The organism is Rhizobium sp. WSM1274 (assembly GCF_025200775.1).
GTDB classification, from domain to species: domain Bacteria; phylum Pseudomonadota; class Alphaproteobacteria; order Rhizobiales; family Rhizobiaceae; genus Rhizobium; species Rhizobium leguminosarum_I.
Window position 1 is genome coordinate 1,483,174 of record NZ_CP104138.1, and the last position, 26,177, is coordinate 1,509,350.

Genomic DNA, 26,177 nt, shown 5'->3' on the forward strand with positions numbered 1-26,177 from the left:
TGCCCCGGTTGAGCAATTTCGAAGGAACGTCGATGCGCAAAGCCCGCAGTGTCATCATATGGGCCGTGGTTTCGCTCTGCATGATCGTGCTGATCACGCTGCCGGTCAACCTGCAGACCCAGCTCATCACCAGCATCACGGTCGTGACCGTCATGGCGCTGATCAAAGTTTTGAAGGGTGAGGGGACGTGGCGCCTGGTGGCGCTCGCCTTCGGCACGTCGATCGTGCTGCGCTATGTCTACTGGCGCACCACCAATACGCTGCCGCCTCTGAATCAGTTGGAAAACTTCATTCCCGGCCTGCTGCTCTATCTGGCCGAAATGTATAGCGTCGCGATGCTGGCGCTCAGCCTGTTCATCGTCGCCACCCCGCTGCCGTCGCGCCCCTCGCGTGCCGCCAATCCCGGGCGCCTTCCTCATGTCGACGTCTTCGTGCCATCCTACAATGAGGATGCCGGTCTTCTCGGAAACACGCTGGCCGCCGCCAAGGCCATGGACTATCCGGCCGAGAAACTGCATGTCTGGCTGCTCGACGACGGCGGCACCCTGCAGAAGCGCAATTCCGGCAAGCTGCTCGAAGCCCAGGCGGCGGCTGCCCGACATATCGAGCTGAAGCAGCTCTGCGACGATCTCGATGTCCACTACCTCACGCGCGACCGTAACGAGCACGCCAAGGCGGGCAATCTCAACAACGGCATGAAACATTCGACCGGTGAACTTATCGCCGTCTTCGATGCCGACCACGCGCCGGCCCGCGATTTCCTGCTCGAGACCGTCGGTTACTTCGAAGACGATCCGAAGCTCTTCCTCGTCCAGACCCCGCACTTCTTCATCAATCCCGATCCGCTGGAGCGCAACCTTCGCACCTTCGACAAGATGCCGAGCGAGAATGAGATGTTCTACGGCATCATCCAGCGCGGCCTCGATAAATGGAACGCGGCCTTCTTTTGCGGCTCGGCTGCGGTTTTGAGCCGTAAGGCGCTCGAATCCCAGAATGGGTTTTCCGGAATCAGCATCACCGAGGATTGCGAGACGGCGCTGGCGCTCCATGGCAGCGGCTGGAACAGCATCTATGTCGACAAGCCGCTGATCGCCGGCCTGCAGCCAGCCACCTTCGCAAGCTTCATCGGCCAGCGCAGTCGCTGGGCGCAGGGCATGATGCAGATCCTGCGCTTCCGCTTTCCGCTTCTGAAGCGCGGCCTGACGATCCCGCAGCGCTTCTGCTACATGTCCTCCACGCTGTTCTGGCTCTTCCCGTTCCCGCGCACGATCTTTCTGTTTGCGCCGCTCTTCTATCTGTTCTTCGATCTGGAAATCTTCACCGCCTCGGGCGGCGAGTTCCTCGCCTATACGCTTGCCTATATGCTCGTGAATCTGATGATGCAGAACTACCTCTATGGGTCATTCCGCTGGCCCTGGATTTCCGAGCTCTACGAATATGTCCAGACCGTACATCTGCTGCCGGCTGTCGTCTCCGTCATGCTCAATCCGAGGAAGCCGACCTTCAAGGTCACCGCCAAGGACGAATCGATCGCCGTCAGCCGTCTGTCGGAGATCAGCCGCCCGTTCTTCGTCATCTTTGCGGTGCAGATCGTCGCGCTCGTCATCACCATCTACAAGATCTATGCCGAGCCCTATAAGGCCGACGTCACGCTCGTCGTCGGCGGATGGAATGTCATCAACCTGATCATGGCCGGCTGCGCGCTTGGAGTCGTATCGGAGCGCGGCGAGCGCGCCTCGTCCCGTCGCGTCCGCGTCAACCGGCGCTGCGAATTCGGCGCCAACGGCAAGTGGTACACGGCCTCGATCGAGGACGTCTCCGTGCATGGCGCGAGGCTGCACATCTTCAACAAGCATCTCGACGAGATGCTGGTCGGCGCCGTCGGCGAAATCCGCTTCCGGCCCTATAGCGGCGCGGATCTGGAAACCCTGCCGCTCATCGTCCGCAACATCGAGCCGTCGGGCGACATCAGCAATGTCGGCTGCCAATACGTGCCGAAAAGCGCGCTCGACCATCGCCTGATCGCCGATCTGATGTTTGCCAATTCCGACCAGTGGACCCAGTTTCAGGCCTCGCGCCGCCGCAATCCGGGCCTGATCCGCGGCACCATCTGGTTTCTCGGCATGGCGTTCTACCAGACGAGCCGAGGCCTCGTTTACTTCTTCCGCAGCATGCGGCCGGAGCGGGAAGCCCAGCAGCAGGCGGCAAAGGTCAACGCCGGATGAGAAGGATCGTCGTCGCCTCGCTTTTCCTGCTGAATGCCTCCGCCTTCGCCCAGGCGCAGACGGCGCCCTTCGACATGTCCGGCGAGCGGCCGCCTGGTGCGTCCGTTACCCCGAGGTTGATGCCGCCCACACAGGCCGCGCCGCCTGCGGTCATTGCGCCCGTTCCCCTCACGCCTCCAGTTCCCGTCGTACCCGCGCCTGCAACCCCGGGTGCTCCCCCTCCTGCAACCCCGGCTGCTCCCCCTCCTGTTGCTTCGCCGGTTGCCACTCAGGCGCAGCCGGCGATGCCTGCGCCCCGGCCTGCCGCAGCCGCAAACAGCGTTGCGCCGCTGCATACAGGCGATGTCCGTCGCTTTGTCGTGCCCTTTTCGAAACTCGGCCTTGGCGGCGAATACGATCGCCGGTCATGGACTGTTTATCTGACACCGGAGCAGGCGAGGGCCAAGGCAAGCTTCACCTTCGCCTACCAGAATTCGATCGTCGTTGCGCCCGAGGCCTCCGCGCTGACCGTCTATCTCAACAATCGCCCGATCGGCCAGCAGCGCGTCGGCTCGCCGGATGGCTCTTCGGCCGTCACCTTCGAGGTTCCGCCCGGTTTGCTGCAGCCGGGCGCCAACCTCGTCACGTTCGAAGCCGATCAGCGGCATCGCACCGATTGCAGCATCCAATCCACTTATGAACTGTGGTCGAATATCGATCCGGCCGGAACCTATCTGAGCTTTGCCGGCAGGGACGCCGCCCAGCTATCGAGCGCCGATGCAATCCGCGCCATCGGCGTCAACGGCGCTGGCAAGACGGAGTTCGACTTCGTTGTCCCGGCACTGGAGCAGCCGGGAACCACCAAGCCGCTGCTACGGCTGGCGCAGGGCCTGTCGGTGCTGAGCAGTATGCCGAACCAGATTTTTGCCTTCAGCACCGCGTCGCTTCCGGCCGCCGGGCCTGGTAAGCTCAGCGTGCTCGTCGGCACCGCGGCAGAACTGCGGCCGCTCTTTCCCGACCTGCCACCCGGCGCCGAAAGTGCGGCACTCGCCGCTTTCGTCACCGACCCGCGCAGCGGCTCGCCGATCCTTCTGATCAGCGGCCCCTCCTGGCAGGCGGTCTCCTCGGCGATCGACACCATCGTTTCATCGACAGACCGGTCCTCGGATGTTCGCCGCGACGTGCTGACCACCGAGCGCTGGAGCGCGCCGAACGCGCCTCTGGTCTTTTCCGATACAAACATCGCCTTGTCTCAGCTCGGTGTGAAGACCACCGAATTCTCCGGCCGGCGGTTGCGGACGAGTTTCAATATCGCTGTGCCGGCCGATTTTTATGCCAATGCCTATGGCGAGGCGAAGGTGCTGCTCGACGCCGCCTATACCGATAACGTGATGCCCGGCAGCCACATCGATATCTACGTCAACGACAACATCGCCTCCACCGTCCCGATCACCACGACATCAGGCGGCATTCTGCGTCATCTGCCGATCCGCGTGACGATGCGGCACTTCAAGCCAGGTCTCAATTCGGTGGCGATCGAAGCGATCCTGATGACCAAGGACGATGCCGTCTGCGCGCCGGGCGCGGCTACCGGCACCACCCCGCGTTTTGCCCTGTTCGATACCTCCGAGCTGCAGATTCCGGATTTCGCCCGCGTCGGTCAGCGTCCGAATCTGGCGGCAATGGCCGGCACTGCCTATCCCTATGGTCGGGTCACGGAACCGACGCCGCTCTTCATCGACCGCGTCGATGCCGATACGCTTTCGGCCGCCGCCACGCTGCTCGGCCAGATGGCGATCACCGCCGGCCATCCGATCGTCGTCGAAACCGTCGCCTCGCCGAATGCGATCGGCGATCGTGACGCAATCTTCATCGGCTCCATCTCGCAGATGCCGACAACGGCGCTGTCACAGACCAACATCTCCACGGCGAGCCAAGCCTCGTGGCGTTCGGTGGTGGATACGCAGGTGGGCGTCGTCGATACCGGTACGGCCTTCGAGGAATGGAATTCCAAGGTCAGCGGCGGTGTCTTGCGCAGCCGGATCACGGCTATCCGCGAGTGGCTGTCGCGCAATTTCGATATCTCCCGCAGTTCGCTGCAATTCATCCCGGGCGCCGAGCAGATTTTCACGCCGGCCAACGCCGACACGCTGCTGGTTGCCCAGGGCTCCAGCCCCGCAGGGTCCGGCGCCTGGACCGTGGTGGCGGCGCCGTCGGCAAAGGACCTGCGCGAAGGGCTCGAGGTTTTGACCGCGCAACTGAACTGGCCGCAGATATCGGGCCACATCACCACCTATTCGAGCAAGACAGGCAAGATCGAAACCCTGCCCGTTACCCGTTTCGATTTCGTGCCGTCCACCCCCTGGTCGATCGCCAATTACCGTCTGATCGCCGCCAACTGGCTATCGACGAATATCCTCTCCTACTCCTTCCTGCTGGTCGTCTTCGTGCTGCTTATCGGGATCACCACCTCGAGCATGCTCAGAAAACTGGGCCGGTCCAAATGAGGCAGTGGCGCGCGCTCCTGATGGCGGCAACGGTCGCGCTTGCCCCGGCAGGCCCGCCCGCTGTTGCGCAGCAAGCGATGATCAATGCCGGCGCATGGTCGGCCTACAAGGCGAAGTTTCTCGATGCGACCGGCCGCATCATCGATAACGGCAACGGCAATATCAGCCACAGCGAAGGGCAGGGCTATGGCATGCTGCTCGCCTATCTCTCAGCCAGCCCCGCCGATTTCGAACAGATCTGGTATTTTACCCGCACGGAGCTGCTGCTGCGCGACGATGGCCTGGCCGTGTGGAAATGGGATCCGAACGGCAAGCCGCACGTCACCGACGCTAACAACGCCACGGACGGCGACATGCTGATCGCCTATGCGCTGGCGCTTGCCGGCACGGCGTGGAAACGCAACGACTATATCCTCGCCGCCTCCCGAATGGCGCAGGCGCTGCTTGCCGAAACCGTCGTGCGCTCGGCCGGCCACACACTCCTGTTGCCGGGGAGCCAGGGTTTTGCCGCTACCGACCGTGAGGATGGCCCCGTCGTCAACCCGTCCTACTGGATTTACGAGGCGATCCCGGTGATGGCGGTGCTCGCTCCGTCGGACGCCTGGCAAAAACTGTCGGATGGTGGCCTAACGCTGTTGAAGACGATGCAGTTCGGCCCGCGCAAACTTCCCGCCGAATGGGTGAGTCTCAGCGGTCAGCCGCAGCCGGCGCAGGGTTTCGACGCCGAATTTGCCTATAACGCCATCCGCATCCCGCTCTATCTTGTTCGTGGCGGCGTCACCGACAAGGCGCTGTTGACCCGTCTGCAGCAGGGGATGTCGCAAGACGGCGTTCCCGCCACCATCGATCTGACCACCGGCCGGACGAAGACCGTGTTGCCGGACCCAGGTTATCGAATTGTTAATGATGTTGTGGCCTGTGTGGTCGATGGGACCAAGTTGCCGGTCTCGGCCCTGCAATTTGCGCCCGCACTCTATTATCCGTCCACGCTTCAACTGCTGGGGCTGGCCTATATTGGGGAGAAGCATCCGGAGTGTCTGTGAAGTCTTCTCTCGTGGCGGTTTCAGCGGCAGTCGTGGTGGCAACCCTCGTCACCGGATTGAAAGATCGTGTCGCTCTGCAGGAAAAGTTCGGCCTTGAGTCTGCCGGCAAGCCGGCACCGGAGCTGATGATGATGGGCCGCATCAAGCCGACTGATGCTTCCGCCGGCGATCCTGAATTCAATGCGCAGCTGGTGGCCGACAAGATCGAGGCGATCACATCTCCGTCGCCGCCAGCACCGGGCGTGCGCGAGCCGGATGCCGCAGCACCGCAACCGGCGGCACCGCCCGCGACACCTCAGACGGTCGCCCAGCCGGCGCCGGTCACGCCGCCCATCGTTTCCGCGCCGCCAGCACCGCAACAGGCGGCCGCGCCTGCGCAGCCTGCCGTCGATGAAAGTGCGCTTCGTTATTTCGCCAGCCGCGGCGACAAGGTGCGCCTGCAGGCCGAAATCTCCCGCCTTCAGGCGCTCTACCCAAACTGGGTTCCGCCGGCCGATCCGCTCGCCGTGCCGCAGAATGGCGACAAAAGGCTTGAGGCCATGTGGCAGCTCTATTCCGACGGCCGCTATGCGGAGTTGCGCAAGGCCGTCGCCGACCGCCAGGCAGCCGATGCCGGATGGCAGCCGCCGGCCGATCTGCTCGACCGGCTCGACGTCGCCGAGGCCCGTGCCCGTCTCGTCAATGCCTCGGACCTCAAGCAACATGCGACGGTCGTCGATATCGCTGCTGCAACACCGAGCCTGCTCACCTGTAGCGAGATCGATGTCCTCTGGCGTGTCGCCGAAGCCTTCATCCGGACGGAGAGGGTGCAGCGCGGCCAGGATGCCTACGCTTATATCCTGAAGAACTGCACCAATCCCGCCGAGCGGCAGGCGACGGTCGAAAAAGCCTCGACGCTGCTTGGCTACCAGCCGATGCAGGCATTGCTCACGCTGGAGAGGCCTGCTGCCGACGGCAGCAAGGAATTGGATGCGATCCGCGGCAATCTCACCCGACGCTTCGTGGCCGAGGGCAATGACGATCTGAAGCTTGTTATCGCACCCGACTACATCGCCCGTCTCGAAAAACTCGCCGAGACCGAGGGGCTCGCCTCCGACGCGCTGCTGCTCGGCTGGTATCAGCTTCGCCGCAACAACGATGCCGATGCCGAGAAGTGGTTCCGCGCTGCCCGAGCCAAGCAAGATTCGGCGGCCGCTTCGCAGGGGCTGGCGCTGGCGCTGATTGCCCGCAAGGCGCCTGAGGAAGCCGAGGACGTGATGTTCCGCTGGCGCGCCGATTCCGAGGATGCGACATCAACCTATCTCGCCGCCACCGCCAACCTGATGGCGTTACAGCCGCCGGCCGATCTGGCCGAAGACGTGCTGCACCGCATCGCCACCGAGGTCATCGCCCGGAAATATGTGCCGACGGCGCAGCAGTTCGGCTGGTATGCCCGCTCCCTCAACCAGTTCCAGACCGCCGCGCGCTGGTTCGAGACGGCGCTTGCCTGGAAACCTGATGACGAACCGTCCGCCTATGGCCTTGTCGTCACCCGCGAGCAACTGAGCGATCGCAAGGGCGTGCTCGACCTTCAGCGCGCCTGGGCCGGCCGGTCGAGCCGGATCACCAATCTCGAAGACACATCCTCCCTAATGCCGAATGCCGTCACGCCGCCGCCGGAGAAGGGCGGGCTTGCCGCACAGCAACCGGCGCAGCCGACGCAGCGTCCCCCGACCGAGCCGCTTCCGGCCGATCGCCGCATCACCCTGCAGCCGGGGTCGGAAGTGGTCGTTCGCGCGGCGAGGCCGGCGATGGAGACGGTGACCGTCCCGCGCGGTCCGCGCCAGACGCGCGGCTGCTCGACGACAATCGATGCGGCGCAGCTTGAGCCGGCCGATGCGCTGTCGCGCGGCTGGTGCCTGATGGATATCAACCGGCCGATGGAGGCAATCTCGGCGTTCGAGGCGGCATTGCACAGCCCTGCGCGCAAGGTCCGCGAAGACGCAGCCTACGGCCAGAGCCTTGCCTATTTGCGCGCCGGCCTTTCCACCAATGCGGCCGTCGCGGCCACCAAGGCGCCGCAGAACCGGCAGCGCGCCGCCGAACTCCAGGTGGCGATCCTCGCCGACCGTGCGCTTTCAGCCTTCGACGCCGGGCGTTACCGCGAAACCCTCATCTATCTCGATCAGCGCGCCCAGCTGCAGCAGGAACGCATCGACCTGATGGTTCTGCGCGGCTACTGCTACCTCAATCTCAAACTGTACGGCGATGCGACTCGCATTTTCGAGGCCGCTGCCGCGACCGGCAGCCGCGATGCTGCCCGCGGTCTTGCCGACGTCAGAAACGTTACACACCCCGACGTCAACGACTGACGTTGACGCCACCGCCGCTCTCCGCTACTCGCCTGCGCAGGGGCTGCCCCGGCCTCATGCTGGAAGGAAACACCCGTGCCCGCTCTCCATGACATCCTCGATAGGTCCTACGACGCTTTCCTTTTCGACATGGACGGAACGTTGCTGAATTCTATCGCCGTCGTCGAACGCGTCTGGAGCGAATGGGCAAGACGCCACGGCTTCGAGCCCGAGGTATTCCTGAAGACGATCCATGGCATCCGCGCCTCCGACGTTATACGCGGGCTCGGCCTGCCCAGTGTCGATCCGGCCCATGAGGCGGATCTGCTGCTCGTCGAGGAAATGGAGGATGTCTCCGGCATCGTCGAGATCCCCGGCGCAGTCCGCTTCCTCTCCGCCATCGCTGAGGGCAGATGGGCAATCGTCACTTCGGCGCCGATCGAGCTCGCCAGGCGCCGCATGGCCGCCGCCGGCATCCCGATGCCGAAGGTCATCGTCAGCGGCCAGGAGGTCAAATCAGGCAAGCCCAGCCCCGAAGGTTATCTGCTCGGCGCAAGCCGCCTCGGCGTCGATCCGAAAAAATGCCTGGTCTTCGAAGATGCCGTCGCCGGCATCCTTGCCGGCGAGGCCGCCGGCGCCGATGTCACTGTGATCACCGAAACCCACGCCACGCCGTTCGAAACACCGCATTTTTCGATCGTCAACTACCAGGCATGGCAGCCCCGCCAGACCGCCGAAGGCCAGTTGGCGCTGGCTGCGATCTGACCATTCGGGCAAACCGCTGCCTTTTTGTTGGAGGCAAGATTTTTCCGCTTGCATTGCACGCGCTGAAAAACTAAACGAAGCAAGCCGTTTCGGCAGGTCGGGGCGTAGCGCAGCCCGGTAGCGCACTTGACTGGGGGTCAAGGGGTCGCTGGTTCGAGTCCAGTCGCCCCGACCATTTATCCCCTTGAAGTCCCAGTCAGAATGTCACTTTCTTCGTCCCGCTGGCAGCGGAAAACGGAACGAGACATCGGCGGAAATGTTGAAACGGGAACTGAGAGTCCCGAACGAAAATGTCATTGTTCATGTTGCAAGTCAGCTGTAGCATCGTCCTTGCAAAGAGTGGTGGCCCCCCGACCGCCTTCAGTGCGGTTTCTGAGCGATCGCGATCATCGATTTCGCCAGCAGTGGAATTCTCCCGACATATTCGAAGTCGACGTCTTCGAAGCCTGTTTCAACCAGGAGCGTACTGAGCGTTCCGGGAGACCAGAATTTGATATGGCCATGGTCCTTCAGAGGCATAAAATGGTCGTCCATCTTTCCGCTCACGGCCAGAGCCAGATTTTTCCAGTAGCCGTGGAAAGGCGTCGATACGACCGCGATGCCGCCAGGCTTCACCAGATCGTAAATGGTCGTCGAGAAGGCCTTGGGATCATAGACATGTTCCACCACTTCAAGACTGATCACCGCGTCGAAGGTCCCATACCGGCTGGAAAGATCCTCGTAGCCGGAACCGATTTCCAGCGGAAGATCGGGGTGGGCCGTTCTCGCTTTCGCGATGCCGTCCTTCGACGGATCGACACCGACGACGTCATAGCCTTTTTCTGCAAGCACAGCTGCAGCACCGCCGGTGCCGCAACCGAGGTCGAAGACAGCCGTTTCATTTGCCTCCTGGAAACTGTTCTCGAGAACATCGACAACGGCCGGCAAAATATAGGAATGGGCGGTCGCCGGCTTGGCGTGTACATAGGTAGTAGCGTCTAGTTCGATAGACATTTTACCTCCTGAAAAGCTGAAGAAGTGAGCTGCCAATGGTACGGCGGACTTTGACCGGAGTGTGGTGCCGTTGTGGTATTAAGGTGATTAAGGCCGAAGGTATTCGCGGGAGGCCAGCCGCCGACTGGCTGTATCGACCATGCGCGACATCCTCCAGTGTGCCCAACGCTCGCCCTAGAGAAGATCCCGAAGCTGATTGACAGGGTGCCAAGAAGATGCTGAAAACGGGCCGCGTCCGGGTCTACCGTATTCTCGTCAGTCAATGGGCCGCTGCATCGGCTCCGGGCGCTTCGACCATTTAAACTAAATAAGGCGATGAAATACCATTTGAAGGTGCGTCGCAAATAAATCCTTTAGTTCTTTTTGGTGCTCCCTTAGTTGGGATAGACGGTATTTGTCGATTTTTGTTAAGGTTATACAAAGATTAGAAGTGAATAAACTAATTTTGAATTGAAGCAAATCCGAAACCTCTTCGCATTCTCGCGAACTTGTGTAGATTAACATTATCCCTGTCACAGATAGCCTAGTGCGAGCGCATGGCGGATATGAAGCACAATCTAACTTGCAGACAGAGTCTCGCCTACGCGTTCCAGGCTCTGTCGGACGAGGCCGTCAAAGCCGGCTGGTCGGAGGGCGATGTCGCCCTCGCGCTCGCCGAACTCGCCGAGGAGCGGGTGATCGAAGTGACCGCCAAGGTGATCATGGAAGGTTTCATCCATCCCCAGCGCATCGCCGCCGGCGGTCGTAACGGCTAACCGATCTTAAACCAGCAATCCTGCGGTTTTCGCTGCCGTGACGAAGGAAGCCTGCGCTGCGCGCGGGCTGCGCAGTCCGTCGAGCGCATCCAGGCAGTGCTGGCGCGCAATGCGATAGTCGCGCCCACGCTTGCTCGGCCACCTTTTCAGATATTCGACGGCCTCCCAGACAGTCGAAACGATCAGGCTGCTGTTTGGAGAAAGGACCCGGACGGGGGAGGGAAAGCGTTTTTCACTCACGTCTGCACTCACCGATTCCTGCCACAAAACGCGCTCACGACGCGCAGGACAAAATTTTGTTCCATAATTTTGTCCTGCTGAAATTTGCGCGGTTGCTAAAGTTCAGGCCCTCGCGCATAATGGCTTTATGACGGTTGCGGAGGGCGGCCGGCGATGCAAGCGTGGATGCGTTTGCCCTCGGAGGATATGCGGCGTGATGTTACGATCATCAATTCATCCGCATGATTTACCGCTATTTTCGGAAGATCTCGATCTGCTTTCGCAGGTGCTCGACAAGGTCTGCTACGAACGCGGCCTCGTCAAAACGACGCCGGAGGCCGAGCGGATCGGTGCGGTCATCATTCAGCTCTACAGGCAGGGCGTGAAGGATGGCGGCAAACTCGCGGATCTTGCAAAAACTTATCTTTGACGATTAGTTCTGCTCGATCGAGACACCGTTCTTGCCGATGACCCCCGATAAATTATGGGACAGCGAAACGCCCGGGCGCCCGATTAGCTCCGTCAATCGTCGTTGGCGGCGTTGAGGTTTTCGGGCCGGATGCCGTCATCGCTGAAGGTGCGGGCGCGTAAGCGGATGCCGGGTCCGCCTTCATCCTGATTACCGCTCGACAGGAAGATGATGCCGTTCGCCTCGAGCGTGCTGCGCACATCGAACAGCGCATGTGGCTCGCCGGCGAATTCGCCGTTTTCCAGCGCTCTCACAGTCTCGACCGGCAGGCCGCTGGCGGCCGCGAGCTCTTCGATGCTCATTCCGATCATGGCGCGCGCGCCGCGTATCTGCGTTGCTGTTATCATGATGGAAAATCTAGCGCATTTCCAGCACTTCTCAAGTGGCCGCGCTCTCACGTTGGGCGGTTTCGGTGCCGAAGGCACTCGCTCTTCAAACTTCCCTCAATTTTACACCAAAAAGATCGTCATGCATGCGTTCGACCGCGATCCCCATTCCTCCCATCAGGGCGGCCCGGTTCCCAAAGCGACTGATCTCGATGCGCGGCGGATAAGGCGTACAGCGCGGCAGGAAACCACGGATGGCGTTTACGAGTTCCGGTCTTGCTCCGATGCTGCCACCGGTGATCACCAGTTCAGGATCGAGAGCCGCTCCGATTGCCGCAATGGCGACCGCGACCAGCCTTGCCGTCTCTTCGATTGCAGCCGCGGCGCTTGTCTCTCCTGCACTAAACGCGGCGAAGAGATCGGCCACGGTGGATGCGTTGCGCCCGCCGAAACCGACGTAGCGGCGCAACATCGCGGCGCTGCCGACCGCACTCTCAAAGGTTCCAAGCGTAAATCCGCCAGGATCAAAAACGTCTCCGCCGATCGGAAGATAGGCGATTTCGCCGGCCGCCCCACGCGCGCCGCGCAACAGAGTTCCGTTGGCGATGATGCCCATGCCGACGCCCGTGCCGAGAGCAACGAATGCAAAATTGCTGGTTTCGATACCGTGTCCCCGCCATCTCTCCCCTTGCGCGGCCAGGTTGACATCATTTTCAACGATCACGGGTATACCCATTCGGTCGCTGAAGACTTGCCGCAGATTGATTGCGTCGATGCCTGGGATGCTTGGCGCTACGTTGATATGTCCGGTGGCCGGATCGAGCACACCGGGACTGCCTAGAACGATGAGGCGCAGTTTGTCGGCACTCGTCCCGGCCGCAGACGCGAGTTCCACGATAAGATCGCTGAACTGATTGACGAGATGCATTCCGCCGCGCGGGTCGGTGGATACTTTGGTTTCAGCAACCACATTCCCCAACAGATCGCAAATAGCCGCAGCAATCTTGGTGCTCCCGAGATCTATAGAGACGGCCAGTCCCGCCCTGGCATTGATTTCATAGGTGATCGCATTCCGGCCCGGGCGGCCATCAGTCTGCCCGACTGGTTTCAGCCAGCCGTCATCCTCAAGGTCGCGAACGACATCGGAAATCGTCTGCTTTGATAAGCCGGTTAGCTTGGCAATATCGGCGCGAGAGATCGACCCGTTCGCGAACACGGTTCGGATGACGGCATTGGTTGAAATTTTTCGTGCGATCGGAGTCTGTGCGACAGAAGATGTCATTGCCATCCGGCTAGCTCAGTCCAATTAGTTCGGAGCACATACTTATTGGGGGCGATATCGAGTTCACAACTATCGCGGCCAACCGGATTTCAATACATCGAAGCAGGCAATTTGTCTATGTCCTTGACAAATGGGAGGCCAGCTGTAGGCTTTGGATTAACGTGCGATGAAAATGCGCGATGAAATAAAGAGGGTCGAGTAGAAGTATGCGCCATACGTATCGTCTGGTTAGCCGTGCGCCCGTCAAGATAGCTCGAAGAGGAACTGGCCTAGGCCTACCTGGCTATTTCCTTATTTGCGTTCCGCCGACTCCTTGAACCTAGCTGCCGAGGATTTGCTCATGATGAAGCCCTCGATTGATAGAGCCGAGAAACCTGTTTTACTGCCGATAACGGCGCCACGCCTTCCGGCGGACGTTCATCCAGACGGGTCCGCTGATCTCGCCTTGTGCGGGGCAAGCAGCTTTGGGCGTGTGAGATTTTCGCCAATCAAGGGTTCTCGTACCTACGAGATAGGGCCTTTCCATGCCTCGGAGAAACCAGGAAATGCTTCAACCCAATCCCTGATCAATCCGCATAGCAAAGGCGACGGAGCCGTCCCGCTCGAATTCGGAAAAGCCAAGGTGACGGTAAAAACCCTTGGCGCGTTCGTTGTTTGGGTCGACCCCGAGATGCACGGCTCCGACCCCGTGATTCCGAAGCGCTTGAAGCTCCGTGTCGATCATCCTGCGCCCCCAACCGCTTGCCTGAAGTCCGGGAAGAATGTTGATGTGAAGATGCGCCGGGTACTGGTCTTGAAGCCACGCCGTTCCGCTGCGCGGATTTTGAATTCGTTCCATCACGTCGGCGTCGCGCGGACGGGTGGGTGCCAGTCCCGCAATCTGCTGGCGGACGAACGGCCACCAGTTTGTTTGCAAGTCTCTGTCGAACCCACCTGTGTCCGGCACCCCTACAACGTAGCCGACCGGCCGACCGTCCTGAACGAGAACAAAGGCAAAGTCTTTGGCGAATTTCAGGTAGGGTACCGACCAGATGTAGCCGGGCAGATGCGGGTCGCTATAAAGCGCGCTGGCATCCTGACCGCCATTCGCGGTTTTCAGGCAGATGTCGAAAAGAGCGTCGATATCCGCTTCAATCGCGGGGCGGATGAAGCAGCTGGTGTCCATCACTTTGCCACCTCCTGCGTGGCGCTTGGTCATTTTAGGTCGCGAGAGGAGCCGATGCATTGACGATTACCTCAGATTCGCCAGCCAGGCAAAGCTCTGGGGGAAGAAAACGTTCGGCCGGTGCCTAGCACAAGGCCTGGGCGGAGAGTGGAGAATAAACCAGATGAGGTGGAGCAGATGAACAGAACCGTGAAATCGATCAGCATACTGCCGGCATACCGATTGAAAGCAGCTGTCGCGCTTGCTGGCGCGGCGCTTTTGAGTTTTGGCCTTTCGGCAGCCGCGCGTGCTGACGACCTGGCTGTGTGGGACGACCAAACCTATGAAGGCCAGAGTGCGGTCATAGAGCAACTTAACAAGGAGTTCGAAGCTGCCCACCCCGGCGTCACGATCAAACGCACCGCCCGCACCTTTGACGACATGAAGTTGACGTTGAAGCTTGCGGTTTCGGCAGGTGATGGCCCGGTCATCACGAAGGTCAACCAGGGCGCCGGTGACATGGGGGCGATGGTCAAGGAGGGATTGCTCCTGCCGGTCGACGACTACATCAAACAATATGGCTGGGATAAGCTCCAGTCGGATTCCGTGCTTGCTCGAGACCGCTGGGGAGATGGAAAATTTGGAGTCGGTAAGACCTACGGCATATCGGGCCTCGGCGAGATCGTTGGCCTCTACTACAATAAAAAGATCCTCGGCGATGCGGGAGTAGCGCTGCCGCAAACCTTCGAGGAGCTTCTAGCCGATCTCGACAAGCTGAAGGAAAAGGGCATTGCGCCCTTCATGATGGGCTCGGCAAAGCAGCATCTGGCCTTGCACATGATCGGCGCCATCGACCAAGCGCATATCGACGCGAGCAATCGCGCCGAGCTTGACGACCTGATTTACGGCCGTGGCGGCTCCTGGAACACCAAGGGAAACATCGAATCCGCCAAACTCGTGCAGCAGTGGGCACAGGGCGGTTATTTTTTCCCCGGTTTCGAAGGCATCTCAGGTGACGACGCCGTCCAGCTTTTCATTTCCGGGCAGGGCGCGTTCCTGATCTCCGGGACCTGGTATTTCGGTGACATGCAGCACAATCCGGAGATCGGCTTTATGGCCATTCCCGCCCCGAAAGGCATTTCCAAGCCCATGAGTGTCGGGGGCGTGGATCTTGCCTGGGCGATAACGAGCCTTGCCAAAACTAAGCCGACACAGGACCTAGCCGGCGCATATATCGACTATATGGTCTCAGAAAAGGCTGCTGAAACCTGGGCCAATGCTGGCTATCTCCCGGCAACTTCGCTCGCGGCTGACGCAAAGCCAAAGCTCACGCCGCTCCTCAGCTCCGGCATCGAAATGTGGAAGACACTCAACGCAAATGACGCTCTCGGCCATTACCCCGATTGGTCGAGCCCAACGATGCTGAAGACAATAGACGACAACACGCCGCTTCTCCTGTCCGGCAATATCACGCCCGAAGCCTTTGTCGATGCTATGGACAAGGATTATCAGGCCTACCTGAAGGATAAGAAATAAAGATTGCGACGCAGGTCACGGCCGTCCCCTGCGGTCGTGACCTCAGTCTCGTCGATCGAGATAAATGAACATCGCGTTCGGCTTGCTGCGCGATGACCACAGCTTTGGCTTTATGGAGTACTGGATGAAACGCTCCGCACTTGATGGCTCGCAACATACCAATTTTATCTATTTATTGCCTGGATTGCTCTTCTACGCGGCTTTTGTCTTTGGACCGATCCTCGCGGCTTTGGGTTTGAGCCTGACCAGCTGGGACGGCTTGGCCATGCCCAAATGGGTTGGTTTGGGCAATTACGCCGATCTCTTTTCTGACAGTCGTTTTTATACTGCCTTGCGTAACAATGCCGAGCTTATGATCTTCTACTGTGTCCTGCCGCTCGTGCTCGGTATCGCTCTTGCTGCTTGCGTCTGGAATCTGAAGCAACGCGAACAACTCGCCCTACGCACATTCTTGTTCCTGCCTTATATCATGCCGACTGCCGTGTTGGGCATCATCTGGGCGTGGCTCTACAATCCTGCATTCGGCCCGTTCAATCAGTTTCTCAGAGCAGTAGGGTTAGGCGCCTTCGCACTCCCGTGGCTGGGAGATTTCAATTTTGTTCTTCCCGCGGTCGGGATCGTTGCCACTTGGTATTTCTTTGGTTTTTGCATGGTCATTTTCCTGACCGGAATCCAACGCATCGACCCGTCGCTTTTCGACGCTGCCAAGGTCGATGGTGCTTCGGCGCGAAAAACTTTTTTCTGGATAACGCTGCCGCTTCTATTGCCTGAAATAAGGGTGGTTTTGCTTTTGACGGTCATAGCGTCGATCAAAAGCTTCGACCTGATTTTTACAATGACCCGGGGCGGACCCGCCAACGCTACGCTCGTGCCGAACATATACATGTATCAGCTCGGCTTCGAGCTCAATCGGTTCGGCGCCGCGGCGGCCATCGCCATTGTCGGCGCGATACTCACATTCGTCATCAACTATGCAATTCACCGATTTGTGGGATCGCAGCATAAGGGATTGGCTTGATGAGCCGTTCATTTAACATTTCCTCCGGTCCGCTATTCCTCCGCATTGTCCTCTGGCTTCTTGCTTTCGTCACGATCATCCCCTTCCTGCTCCTGCTTCTAACCTCAATAAAGAGCAAGGCCGACGTTCTGCAGGGTGCATTCGCGTTGCCGGCATATCCACATTTCGAAAATTATGTCGATGCTTGGAATGCCGGACATTTCAACATTTACTTCTGGAATTCGATCATCGTTGTCATACCCGTCGTTGCTGCAAGCGTCATTTTAGGCCTGCTGACCGGCTTTGCCTTCGCATACCTGTCATTTCCGCTGCGGCGTACGCTGTTCGCTATCCTGACGCTCGGCATGATGGTGCCGGCGGAAGCCTTCATCATCCCGCTTTATTATGAAATGCGGTATCTCGGACTGATCAATACCTATGCGGCTCTCATTGTGCCGCAGATCGCGATGTCGATACCATTCTCGACGATCTTCCTCGCCAGCGCGATGCAGCAACTGCCGGAAGAAGTTCTCGAAGCGGCGGTTCTCGATGGCGCCGGACGCTTCTATATCCTGCGCAAGATCGTTATCCCGCTCATGGTGCCGGCAATGTCGACGCTGGCGCTGTTTCTGTTCATATGGACCTGGAATGAGTTTCTCATTCCGTTCATTCTGGTCAACGACGACGCTTATCGGACGCTGCCCCTCGGCATGCTGTTTTTCCAGGGGCGTTATACCGTCAACACACCGGTTCTGACCGCCGGTGCGGTGATCGTGATTTTCCCGCTCATCCTGACTTATCTGGTTTTCCAGCGACGGTTCATTGCCGGCCTGACGGCAGGAGCGACAAAATAAAAAGCCATATGCGAAGGTGTCGTTTCGGAGCCACACGCTTACTTGGACAGCAAGAGGTCACGCTGCCCTTCGTCTTTGATCGCGCTTGTGGCGCACTTCCAGCGCCGCGCAGCCCCAGACGGTTCCAAGCAGCAGATAGACATGGCGCCAGTGGTCGATATCGATGACGTTGCCGATTGTCGCATGGCCGAGAACCGAGATCCAGGCGATCATCAGGAAGGGCTGCCATGGCCGGTCGAGCAGCAGGTTTCGGAAGCCGAGAGCCAGCGTCCAGAGAAGCATGCCGACATAGCTGACGAAGCCGAGCCAGCCATAAGAAGTGAGCGATTTCAGCCAGATATTATGCTCGTCCTCGGGAAACATCGTGCCGAACACCAGCGGCCCGATACCGAGCGGGCGCTCCATCATCATGGTGAAGCCGATCCGGTGGCGCTCGAAGCGGCCGAGATGTTCGCCATCATATTGCTGCACCAGCTGGGCGCGCGCCGAAAACAGTTCGGCGACCTTGGGGATCTGCAGTGCTACCAGCAGCGAGGCGACCAACATGATGATCGCCGCCAGCGACAGGACCAGGACTCGCAGGCGAAAAGCGCCACTGCGCTCTTTCAGCAGCATGATGAAGATCAGCAGCACCACGCCAAGCGCGAAGAGCCCCCAGGCGGCGCGGGAGAAAGAGAGGAAGATGCCGAGCGCAAGCACGAGCAGGGCGGCGGCCTTCAACGGCGATTTCTTCAAATCGCCGGCCAGGATACCGTGGACGAGATAGAGCGATGGCGGCACCAGGAAGGGCCCGAAGACGTTGGGATCCTGGAAGGCGCCCTTGGCGCGGTCGTAGAGCGTGAAAATTTCCGCGCCCGGAAAGGCATGGAAATAGCCGAGTATGCCGAGCGCGGAGGTGGCGACAGCGGCAAAGGTCCAGGCGTTGAAGATCAGCGGCAGCCGCTTATGGCTGTCCTCGATGATTGCCGCGTAGAAGACCGCCGTCAGCGCCAGAAAGGTCGACACTGCGATATACATCGGCGCCGTTGCCAGGTCCTTCATCTGCGTCAGCGACAGCATGCCGCCGATATTGAAGGTCAGCAGCAGGGCGAGCAGTGGTGCTACGCCGCGCGAAATCCGGAGGCCCAGGATGAACCAGAGGCCGATCAGCCCGGCCATCCAGAGTTCATAGGGCGCCGGCTCGTCGATCACGAAACCGGAGAGGAAGACGCCGAAGGCGACGAAGGCCGAGCCGATCAGGCGCAGCGTCATACGCTGCGGTTGGGCGACACGGGGATATGTCGCCTCGATCGCGCTCAATAGGCGTTTTCCGTGTTGAGCAGCCGGATCGGCGTCAGGAACAGGATCTTGAGATCGAACCAGAGCGACCAGTTCTCGATGTAATAGAGGTCGTAGGCCGTGCGGAACTTGATCTTCTCGTCATTGTCCACTTCGCCGCGCCAGCCGTTGATCTGGGCCCAGCCGGTGACGCCGGGCTTGACGCGGTGGCGGGCGAAATAACCCTCGACGACATCGCCGAAGGCGCGGTCGCGCGCCTGGGCGAGAACGGCATGCGGACGTGGGCCGACGAGCGAGAGATCGCCCCTCAGTACGTTGAAAAGCTGCGGTAGTTCATCGATCGAGGTCTTGCGGATGAAGCGGCCGACGCGAGTGACGCGCGGATCGCCCTTGGTCACCGCGGCCTTGCCCGTGGGGTCGGCCATGTTGGTGTACATCGACCGAAACTTGAAGACATTGATGATTTCGTTGTTGAAGCCGTGGCGCTTCTGCATGAAGAAGACCGGTCCCGCGGAGGTCGCCTTGATGGCGATCGCGGTTGCGACCATGATCGGCCAGAGCAGCGCCAGTGCGACGATCGTGAAGAAGATGTCGAAGCCGCGCTTGGCAACGGAATCCCAGTCGCGGATCGGCTTCTTGAAAATGTCGAGCATCGGCACCGAGCCGACATGCGAATAGGCGCGCGGCCGGAAGCGCAGCCGGTTGGCATGCGCGGCAAGGCGGATATCGACCGGCAGAACCCAGAGCTTTTTCAAAAGGTCGTAGATACGGACCTCGGCCGACAGCGGTAGGGCAATGATCAGCATGTCGATGCGTGTCAGCCGTACGAATTCGACGAGTTCGGCGACAGTGCCGAGTTTCGGATAACCGGCGACCATGATCGGCGAGCGCTTCTCGCCGCGGTCGTCGAAGATGCCGCAGACGCGGATGTCGTTGTCGGCCTGCTGTTCGAGGACGCGGATCAGGTCCTTGGCCGGCTCGCCGCCACCGACGATGACGGCGCGGCGTTCCATGATGCCGTTGCGCGCCCAGTTGCGGATGGCGTAGGCGACAACAAAGCGTTCGGCTGCAAGGAAGAGCGCGCCTGCAACGAACCAAGGGATGTAGGCGTCGACCATCGCCCACGTGGTGCCGCGAATGAGCCCGAACAGGCCGACGGTCAGGAGAAGCGCGATCGTCCAAGCGGCGACGATGCGCGGCATCAGCCGCAGCTTCGCCCGAAGTGCGGGAATGGTGTAGGTGTCGGCAAGCTGCAGGCCGACAACGGTCAAGACCGAAGCGATCACCGCCATGCCCGCCAGCACCAGCGTGGAATCGTTGCCCTCGTCGGGCCAGAAATAGTGAACCGTCAGCGCAATCGCAAAGAGTGCCAGGAATTCCAGCAGCCGCAATTGCCCGATGACGATCGCAGGCGAATGAGTTCCGTCGCGGAACTGTTCGGCGATCTGGCGGGCATAGGGATTAATTTCGGTCGGGTCGGAGGAATTCTCCTGAACCGCGTCGCCGCGAACCTCGATGTCGGAGACCTGCTTGCGCAGTGCTTCCACGTCGAATTGATCGCCTTTTTCCAGCTTGTTCATGGGGCCAGTTTGTTCATGGGGCATTGTCGCTCGTTGTCACCCTGCGAAATACCAGAAAGCCCCTAAGAAATATTTACGAGGCGGCGGGCATAGCTTGGCCGGCAGCCGGGTTGACGAGCTCATGGTACAATTTCAGGACATCACGCGCCATGACGGCGGACGAAAACACCGCCTTCACCGCCTCGGGTTTCGGCATCGTCCTGGCGTGCCAATCGGGTGTGCTCAGCGTTTCCGCCATGACGCGGGCGAGATCGTCGGAATTGCCAGGCTCCACCAGCGCCGCGCTGTCGGCGCCGAGCACCTCGGGAATGCCGCCGACACGGCTTGCGATGATCGTCTTGCCGGCGCCGAGCCCCTCGAGCACGATATAGGGCATGGCTTCGGCGCGCGAGGGAACGACGAGGTTCTGCGCCATGGAGAAGGCTTCGTGGACCCGCATTGCCGGCAGCATGCCGATGCGTTTGCCAAGGCCGCGTTCGACCATCATCTCGCGGTAGCGGTCGCGATCCGGCCCGTCGCCGATCATCAGCGCCGATAGTGGCCTGCCGAGCAGCCGCTCGGTCTTGGCGAAGGCATCGACAAACAGATCGGGACCCTTGAGGTCCCGCAGCATTCCCACATAGATGAAATGCACGGCATCCGAGCGGGTCGGGATCGCCTCGAAATCGCGCTCGCTGATACCGTTGTAGATCAGCCTCGTCTTCGTCCGCGGTCGACCGACCTTGCGCGCATAGGTATCGCGCTCATATTCGCAGATGAAGACCAGCGCATCGGTGAAATATTCCTGCAGGCGCTCCATCCTGAGGACGAACTGTCCGCTGAGCGAGGAGCGCGAATAATGCAGGCTTCCACCATGCGCGGTATAGAGGCGGGCTACGCGATACCTGTTCACCCGCAACGCTGAGCCGGCAAGTCGCGCGAGCACGCCGCCCTTGGCGCCGTGTCCGTGCAGCACATCCGGCCGCAAACTTTTGATTTTCTTGTATGTATCCCACATCGTCGCAATATCGGACGGACTGATCGAGCGCCGGATCGGCACGCGTGTCAGGCCGAGCGAGAGATACGGACGGATATCGTCGAACAGGCTGTCCTCGTACTCGCCGCCGGTCGAGCTGTCGCAGAGGATGCCGATGTCGTGGCCGGCCTTGCTGTGCTCCTCGACGAGATCGCGGACATGGCGGAAAATTCCGCCGACCGGCGACCTGAAGCAATGGAGGATGCGGAGCGGCTGCTGTGCCATCGCTCAGAAAAGCCGTTCGCGAACGTAGATCGTGTCACCTGCGATGATCGGCCCCGATATGTTGATGCGGCCGGTCAGCACCTGTCCATTGATCTTGCGGGTGACATCGACCACGCGCTGGTTGGCGCGGCTGGTGAAGCCGCCGGCAACCGCGATGGCATTCTGCACTGTCATGCCGGGAACATAGGCATACTGGCCGGGCTGGCCCACTTCACCCATGATGAAGACCGAACGGTAGCGATCGACATCGATCGTGACGTCGGGATCGCGAAGATAGCCCTGCTGCAGTTTTTGGGCGATCTGCCCCGAGAGTTGCTGCAGGGTTCGTCCGCGGGCAGGGACCTGGCCGATGAGCGGGAAGGCGACATAGCCGGCCTGATCTACCGTATAGGTGTTGGTCAGGCTCTGCTGGTCGAAGACGGTGATGCGCAGTCGATCGCCGCTGTCCAGCGTATAAGGCTGAATGGTCGCCTCGTTGAAGGCCTTCGGCGCAGGCTTGTACGTCGTGCAGCCGCCCAATGCTGCGGTCATGGCTGCAAGGCTCAGGGCCAAAAGGATCTTGGGCTGGACGACAGACATCCGCTTGTGCTCACAAAAATGAACTCGGTGCAGTCGTTATCGATCCGTTAGGGTTAATGCCCGGTAAAGGGCGCTTGCAATTTCCCGGTTTCCTTCATCGATCATCGGCCATTCTCTTGGCGAGCTTGTCATTAACCGTTGAGTTACCATGGTCGTTTACGCTTGCGGCACCTTTGTTGTGGAGTAAGAGCATGTCCGGCGTAGCTCGTGATCAGGATGTGGACATAGACCTTGGCCAGTTGGTCCGTGCGGTCTGGGCGCGCCGTCTGCGGATTCTGACAATCACCCTCGTGGGGGCGGGCGTCGCCTTTGCCGGCGCCAAGATCATGTCGCCGCAATATCGCAGCGAAACACGCATCCTCATCGAACCCCGTGCGCCGGCCTTCGCCAGCACCCAGCAGATCAATGACGCCAGCGCCGGTCCGCTGATGGACGAACTGAACATCGCCAGCCAGGTGCAGCTTCTGCAATCGGCCGATCTCCTCAAGAAGGTCATCAACGACCTGAAGCTTTATAACCTGCCGGAATTCGACGATGCCGCCAGCGGCTCGGCGATGGGCAGTATCCTGGTGAAGCTGCATCTGAAGAAGAACCCGCTGGAGAACCCGCCGGAAGAGCGCGTCATCGACGCGTTCGTCGAACGCCTGCAGGCCTATCAGGTGCCGGGTTCGCGCGTCATCGGCATCAATTTCACCTCCAAGGACCCGAAGCTCGCGGCCGCCATCCCGAACGCCATGGCGAATGTCTATCTCTCGACCCAAAGCGGCGCCAAGCTCGATTCCAACTCCGAGGCGACCCGCTGGCTGGAGCCGGAGATCGAGGGCTTGCGCCAGAAGGTCAGCGAAGCCGAGAAGAAGGTCGCCGAATATCGCACGTCGCACGGGCTGTTGCAGACGAACGGCACGACCACTTTTCCGGCCCAGCAATTGAACGATATCTCCGCCGAGCTGACCCGCGTGCGGGGCGATAAGGCCAATGCCGAGGCGCGGGCGCAGGCGGTTCGAAATGCACTGTCCTCGGGCGAGGCCTTCGATACGCTGCCGGACATCATGTCCTCACAGGCGATCCAGCGGCTGAAGGGGACGGAATCCGGCCTGCAGTCGCAGATCTCCGATCTGCAGACCAGCCTTCTCAACAACCATCCGCGGCTGAAAAGCCTGCGCGCTCAGCTCTCCGATATCCGCACCCAGATCCGCCAGGAGACGCAGAAGATACTGGCGAGCATCGAGAATGAATCCAAGGTTGCGGATCTGAGGGCGAACGAACTGGAGCGCCAGTCCGACACTGCGCAAGCCAACAGCGCCCGTGCCGGCGAGGACGAGGTCGGCCTGAATGCGCTGGAGCGCGAGGCGAACGCCCAGCGCCAGTTGCTCGAAACCTATCTGGTGCGCTACCGTGAGGCCGCCTCCCGCGCCGACAGCAATTCGAGCCCGGCGGATGCCCGTATCGTTTCCAAGGCCATTGAGCCGGTCGATCCCTATTTCCCGAAAGTGGTGCCGATCGTCGTCGTTGCTGCCGTCGCGACGCTGATCATCAGCGCCATCGCCATCATGCTGTCCGAACTCTTCAGCGGCCGGGCACTCCGCCCGACAGATGCGGCTCCGGAGACAATCGAGGCAGAAGCGTTCGTCGAGGAGAAGCATGTGCCGCAGGCCGTTGCGACCGTCGCTGCCGCCAAAAAGCCCGTCCAGCCGAGCATGCTTGCCGTGGTCGCGGACGAAGAGGATGTGATCGAGCACGTTAAGGCCGCCGAGGAGGCGCCAGAGGACGAGCCGGAGGACGAGCCAGAGGACGAGAATGAATTCTCCGTCGCCTCAGTTGCAGACTATCTCACTGGCAGCCGCGCACCACTTTCTATCGCGATATCTCCGACCGGTGACAATGGCTCGGCGGCGACGGTTTCGCTGACCCGCATGCTCGCCGACGCCGGCCGTCGCGTCATCCTGATCGACATGACCGGTTCCGGCTACCCCACAGAACTGATGGCCGAGGACCGGGCCGCTCTCGGTGTCACCGATCTGCTTTGCGGCGAGGCCGCCTTCGGCGATACGATCCACGGCGACCGCCTTTCCGATGCCCATCTCATCCCTCAAGGCCAGAGCGATGTGCGCCGCGCCATGCGCGGCGTCGACCGGCTGTCGTTGCTGCTCGATGCACTCGCCGCCGCCTATGACCTCGTGGTGGTCGAATGCGGTTCGGCCGATGTCGCCGGCGTCTCGCGGCTGACGCGCAGCCGGGACGTCGAGATCATCCTCTCGCTGCCTGAGGTCGAGGAAACCGTCTTTGTGGCTCTGATGACGGAATTCCAGGCTGCAGGCTATAAGCGCGTCGTGCTGATGTCCGGCGGCGAAGGGGCCGAGCAGACGCTCGGCCGGGCTGCTTGAACGGTTAGCCGATCCGTGCCCGAATGCCTTGGGCGAATTTATAGAGTTTCGGGCGCGCCTTGATGTGTGCCTTGCCGCGGGTGACGATCCGGTGTGCGGCGCCGGCGATCACACCGAACGGCGAAACCGGCAGCACCACGTCGTAGTGTGCGGTCTCGACCGGCGCCCAGGAACGCTTGTAGGTCTGGTCGCCGAGGCCGAAATCGAACAGCGCCACACCCTTGCCATGCAATCCCGAGATAGTCTGCCAATAGAGGAATTCGCCGGGGCTCGTATCCGGCACGAGCTCTTCATCGATCGCCCCGAACTGGCAGATGATGTGGTCACCCTTGCGCGAAATGCCTGAAATCGCGGCGATCTTACCCTCAAGCTCGCCCTTGAGCCGGAGCATATGCATCTGCAGCCCGAAGTACTGCCTGGTGTCATCCCGCTTGTCGATGAGACCGTGCAGGAAGGCCTGCGTTTCCCTGTCGGCAAAGACGTCGGGCAGGCCGAGGCTGGCGAAGCGGGCGCTCTTCAGCCGGAAGAAGATATCGAGCAGGCTATGCTGTTCTTCTGGTGTCTCGGGAATGACGTATTCGAAGCCGCCGGCCGCCTCGAAGCGCTTCGACTGAACGCGGAATTTCTTGCGCCGGTTCTTGGCATTGAGTTGCTTCAGCGTGTCCTCGAAAGCGGGAAGGAACGGCAGCTGATAGGCGTGATTCTGGTTGTGCACCATCGGCAGCCCCGCGAGCGGGCTCTCGCGCCCGCGCCATTCCACCGGAATGTTCTGCAGCAGCAGGAGATCGGCGCGGCCCTTCAGTGCATGCTGGAGCTGGCCAGCGAACTCATGGGAGTCGATGGTTCTGCCGGCTTCGGCAAAGCTTTCTGCGAACAGGCCGGTATTGATATTGCTGTGATCGGCGGCGATGAATTTCGCTGTCTTGAGCCCGCGGGAGTTGACGATCTCGACCGGCAAAATGAAGGCGGTCTGACCCCCATGAGTGGCTTTGAGGATCGCAAGCGGCCGCCGAAAGGCATTCACCCAGGCGGCGCACCAGTCGTAGCTCTGATGCAGAGACTGGAGATTGTCGCGCTCCAGCGCCCGCCAGTCATCCTCAAGCGGCTGCATCGTGTCGAAGACTTCGATGTCGATTCCAGCCATGGCGAGTTTCATGCTCAGCTGGCGCAGGCGCGAAATGGCCGTATCGGCCAGCGCCTTATCGGATGGCTGTTCATGGACGTCGAGCTTTTGCGTCTGCACGGTTTTCTCCGGTCAAGAATGCTGAACGGGAAGGTAAGTATGGCAGACGTATATTTTGGTTTAACCGCACGCGATGGGCGAGGTTTTCCGCGGATCACGGTTATTCGGCCGTTAATGGCCCTAAAGCATGTCGCGCAAAAGCGTGCAGCGGTTTTTGCGACAACGACATGGGTAAAAGCAAAGACCTGAAGCGCAACAAGCGAATCTGAAAGATCGCGACGCGCTTTAGCGCAGCGGGGGGCCGGCCATCCATTTGATGATCACCATCGCCGGCAACACCCATAGCAGGCCGGTGAGCAGGAAGTAGAGGAGATGTCCCCACCACGGCGCGTTGCCGAGCGTTGCCACTGCGATCGTATTCGCCACCAGCGCATAGACGAGCACGAGCACGATGATGAGGATCGTGCCAATGAATTTGCGGAGGCGGACGGGCATCGGTTATCTCTCGG

General features: G+C 60.5%; 22 protein-coding genes and 1 tRNA gene. 12 read left to right on the forward strand and 11 right to left on the reverse strand.

Annotation, left to right across the window (positions count from 1 at the left end; all coding sequences use genetic code 11):
• Positions 1-32 precede the first annotated feature (32 nt).
• The 6 genes from bcsA (at position 33) to N2600_RS07570 (ending at position 9,024) form a co-directional block, all read left to right on the forward strand.
• Positions 33-2,225: a UDP-forming cellulose synthase catalytic subunit gene (bcsA, locus tag N2600_RS07545; RefSeq protein WP_032985274.1), complete on the forward strand. Its 2,193-nt coding sequence runs from the start codon at positions 33-35 to the stop codon at positions 2,223-2,225.
• Positions 2,222-4,711, forward strand: coding sequence for a cellulose biosynthesis cyclic di-GMP-binding regulatory protein BcsB (locus tag N2600_RS07550; protein ID WP_017963801.1), 2,490 nt, complete (start codon positions 2,222-2,224; stop codon positions 4,709-4,711). Before bcsA ends, N2600_RS07550 begins: the two co-directional genes overlap by 4 nt.
• Entirely contained in the window at positions 4,708-5,754 is a 1,047-nt protein-coding gene (locus N2600_RS07555) for a glycosyl hydrolase family 8 (protein WP_222281010.1), read from the forward strand. The genes N2600_RS07550 and N2600_RS07555 overlap by 4 nt, the downstream gene beginning before the upstream one ends.
• Positions 5,751-8,105 (forward strand): cellulose synthase, encoded by a 2,355-nt coding sequence (locus tag N2600_RS07560; RefSeq protein WP_260298542.1) that lies wholly within the window; start codon positions 5,751-5,753, stop codon positions 8,103-8,105. The genes N2600_RS07555 and N2600_RS07560 overlap by 4 nt, the downstream gene beginning before the upstream one ends.
• Positions 8,106-8,180: 75 nt before the next feature.
• Complete coding sequence (locus N2600_RS07565) at positions 8,181-8,849, forward strand: HAD family hydrolase (RefSeq protein WP_222384741.1); 669 nt, start codon at positions 8,181-8,183, stop codon at positions 8,847-8,849.
• Positions 8,850-8,947: 98 nt separating this feature from the next.
• Positions 8,948-9,024: transfer RNA gene (locus N2600_RS07570), tRNA-Pro, on the forward strand.
• A gap of 185 nt (positions 9,025-9,209) precedes the next feature.
• On the opposite strand, the gene N2600_RS07575 is transcribed toward N2600_RS07570, so the two are convergent.
• Positions 9,210-9,842 (reverse strand): class I SAM-dependent methyltransferase, encoded by a 633-nt coding sequence (locus tag N2600_RS07575; RefSeq protein ID WP_017963805.1) that lies wholly within the window; start codon positions 9,840-9,842, stop codon positions 9,210-9,212.
• Between the two features lie 536 nt (positions 9,843-10,378).
• Here N2600_RS07575 and N2600_RS07580 point away from each other — a divergent pair.
• Positions 10,379-10,597, forward strand: coding sequence for a hypothetical protein (locus N2600_RS07580; protein WP_017963806.1), 219 nt, complete (start codon positions 10,379-10,381; stop codon positions 10,595-10,597).
• A 6-nt stretch (positions 10,598-10,603) separates the two neighbouring features.
• Here the strand turns inward: N2600_RS07580 and N2600_RS07585 are convergent, their stop codons facing one another.
• A complete protein-coding gene (locus N2600_RS07585; RefSeq protein ID WP_026154105.1) occupies positions 10,604-10,837 on the reverse strand; it encodes a DUF982 domain-containing protein in 234 nt (77 codons plus the stop codon).
• 196 nt (positions 10,838-11,033) lie between these two features.
• On the opposite strand from N2600_RS07585, the gene N2600_RS07590 reads away from it, so the two are divergent.
• Positions 11,034-11,246, forward strand: a complete 213-nt coding sequence (locus N2600_RS07590) for a hypothetical protein (RefSeq protein WP_032985048.1) — start codon at positions 11,034-11,036, stop codon at positions 11,244-11,246.
• 92 nt (positions 11,247-11,338) lie between these two features.
• On the opposite strand, the gene N2600_RS07595 is transcribed toward N2600_RS07590, so the two are convergent.
• The 3 genes from N2600_RS07595 to N2600_RS07605 all read right to left on the reverse strand — a co-directional run bounded on the left by N2600_RS07595 (position 11,339) and on the right by N2600_RS07605 (position 14,058).
• The gene (locus N2600_RS07595; RefSeq protein WP_017963809.1) at positions 11,339-11,632 is read right to left on the reverse strand and encodes a helix-turn-helix domain-containing protein; all 294 of its coding nucleotides are present in this window, start codon (positions 11,630-11,632) and stop codon (positions 11,339-11,341) included.
• Positions 11,633-11,717: 85 nt separating this feature from the next.
• Positions 11,718-12,899 (reverse strand): ROK family transcriptional regulator, encoded by a 1,182-nt coding sequence (locus N2600_RS07600; protein WP_017963810.1) that lies wholly within the window; start codon positions 12,897-12,899, stop codon positions 11,718-11,720.
• Between the two features lie 544 nt (positions 12,900-13,443).
• On the reverse strand, positions 13,444-14,058 hold the full coding sequence (locus tag N2600_RS07605) for a GNAT family N-acetyltransferase (protein ID WP_020486072.1): 615 nt from the start codon (positions 14,056-14,058) through the stop codon (positions 13,444-13,446).
• A gap of 177 nt (positions 14,059-14,235) precedes the next feature.
• Between N2600_RS07605 and N2600_RS07610 the strand changes: the two genes are divergently transcribed.
• The 3 genes from N2600_RS07610 to N2600_RS07620 all read left to right on the forward strand — a co-directional run bounded on the left by N2600_RS07610 (position 14,236) and on the right by N2600_RS07620 (position 17,424).
• Positions 14,236-15,573 carry an extracellular solute-binding protein gene (locus tag N2600_RS07610; RefSeq protein WP_260298543.1) on the forward strand — a complete coding sequence of 446 codons (1,338 nt, stop codon included), beginning with the start codon at positions 14,236-14,238 and terminating at the stop codon, positions 15,571-15,573.
• A gap of 124 nt (positions 15,574-15,697) precedes the next feature.
• Entirely contained in the window at positions 15,698-16,591 is an 894-nt protein-coding gene (locus tag N2600_RS07615) for a carbohydrate ABC transporter permease (protein ID WP_170256836.1), read from the forward strand.
• The gene (locus N2600_RS07620) at positions 16,591-17,424 is read left to right on the forward strand and encodes a carbohydrate ABC transporter permease (RefSeq protein ID WP_020486073.1); all 834 of its coding nucleotides are present in this window, start codon (positions 16,591-16,593) and stop codon (positions 17,422-17,424) included. Before N2600_RS07615 ends, N2600_RS07620 begins: the two co-directional genes overlap by 1 nt.
• Positions 17,425-17,481: 57 nt before the next feature.
• Here the strand turns inward: N2600_RS07620 and N2600_RS07625 are convergent, their stop codons facing one another.
• The 4 genes from N2600_RS07625 to N2600_RS07640 all read right to left on the reverse strand — a co-directional run bounded on the left by N2600_RS07625 (position 17,482) and on the right by N2600_RS07640 (position 22,101).
• Positions 17,482-18,723 (reverse strand): O-antigen ligase family protein, encoded by a 1,242-nt coding sequence (locus tag N2600_RS07625; protein WP_260298544.1) that lies wholly within the window; start codon positions 18,721-18,723, stop codon positions 17,482-17,484.
• The gene (locus N2600_RS07630; RefSeq protein ID WP_260298545.1) at positions 18,720-20,282 is read right to left on the reverse strand and encodes an undecaprenyl-phosphate glucose phosphotransferase; all 1,563 of its coding nucleotides are present in this window, start codon (positions 20,280-20,282) and stop codon (positions 18,720-18,722) included. The genes N2600_RS07625 and N2600_RS07630 overlap by 4 nt, the downstream gene beginning before the upstream one ends.
• Before the next feature lie 73 nt (positions 20,283-20,355).
• The gene (locus N2600_RS07635; RefSeq protein ID WP_260298546.1) at positions 20,356-21,522 is read right to left on the reverse strand and encodes a glycosyltransferase family 4 protein; all 1,167 of its coding nucleotides are present in this window, start codon (positions 21,520-21,522) and stop codon (positions 20,356-20,358) included.
• Positions 21,523-21,525: 3 nt separating this feature from the next.
• Positions 21,526-22,101 carry a polysaccharide biosynthesis/export family protein gene (locus N2600_RS07640; RefSeq protein WP_017963818.1) on the reverse strand — a complete coding sequence of 192 codons (576 nt, stop codon included), beginning with the start codon at positions 22,099-22,101 and terminating at the stop codon, positions 21,526-21,528.
• Positions 22,102-22,292: 191 nt separating this feature from the next.
• Between N2600_RS07640 and N2600_RS07645 the strand changes: the two genes are divergently transcribed.
• Positions 22,293-24,485, forward strand: a complete 2,193-nt coding sequence (locus tag N2600_RS07645; protein WP_260298547.1) for a GumC family protein — start codon at positions 22,293-22,295, stop codon at positions 24,483-24,485.
• 4 nt (positions 24,486-24,489) lie between these two features.
• Here the strand turns inward: N2600_RS07645 and N2600_RS07650 are convergent, their stop codons facing one another.
• Positions 24,490-25,728, reverse strand: a complete 1,239-nt coding sequence (locus N2600_RS07650) for a GNAT family N-acetyltransferase (RefSeq protein ID WP_260298548.1) — start codon at positions 25,726-25,728, stop codon at positions 24,490-24,492.
• 225 nt (positions 25,729-25,953) lie between these two features.
• Positions 25,954-26,163 carry a DUF2842 domain-containing protein gene (locus N2600_RS07655; RefSeq protein ID WP_012756929.1) on the reverse strand — a complete coding sequence of 70 codons (210 nt, stop codon included), beginning with the start codon at positions 26,161-26,163 and terminating at the stop codon, positions 25,954-25,956.
• Positions 26,164-26,177: the final 14 nt, after the last annotated feature.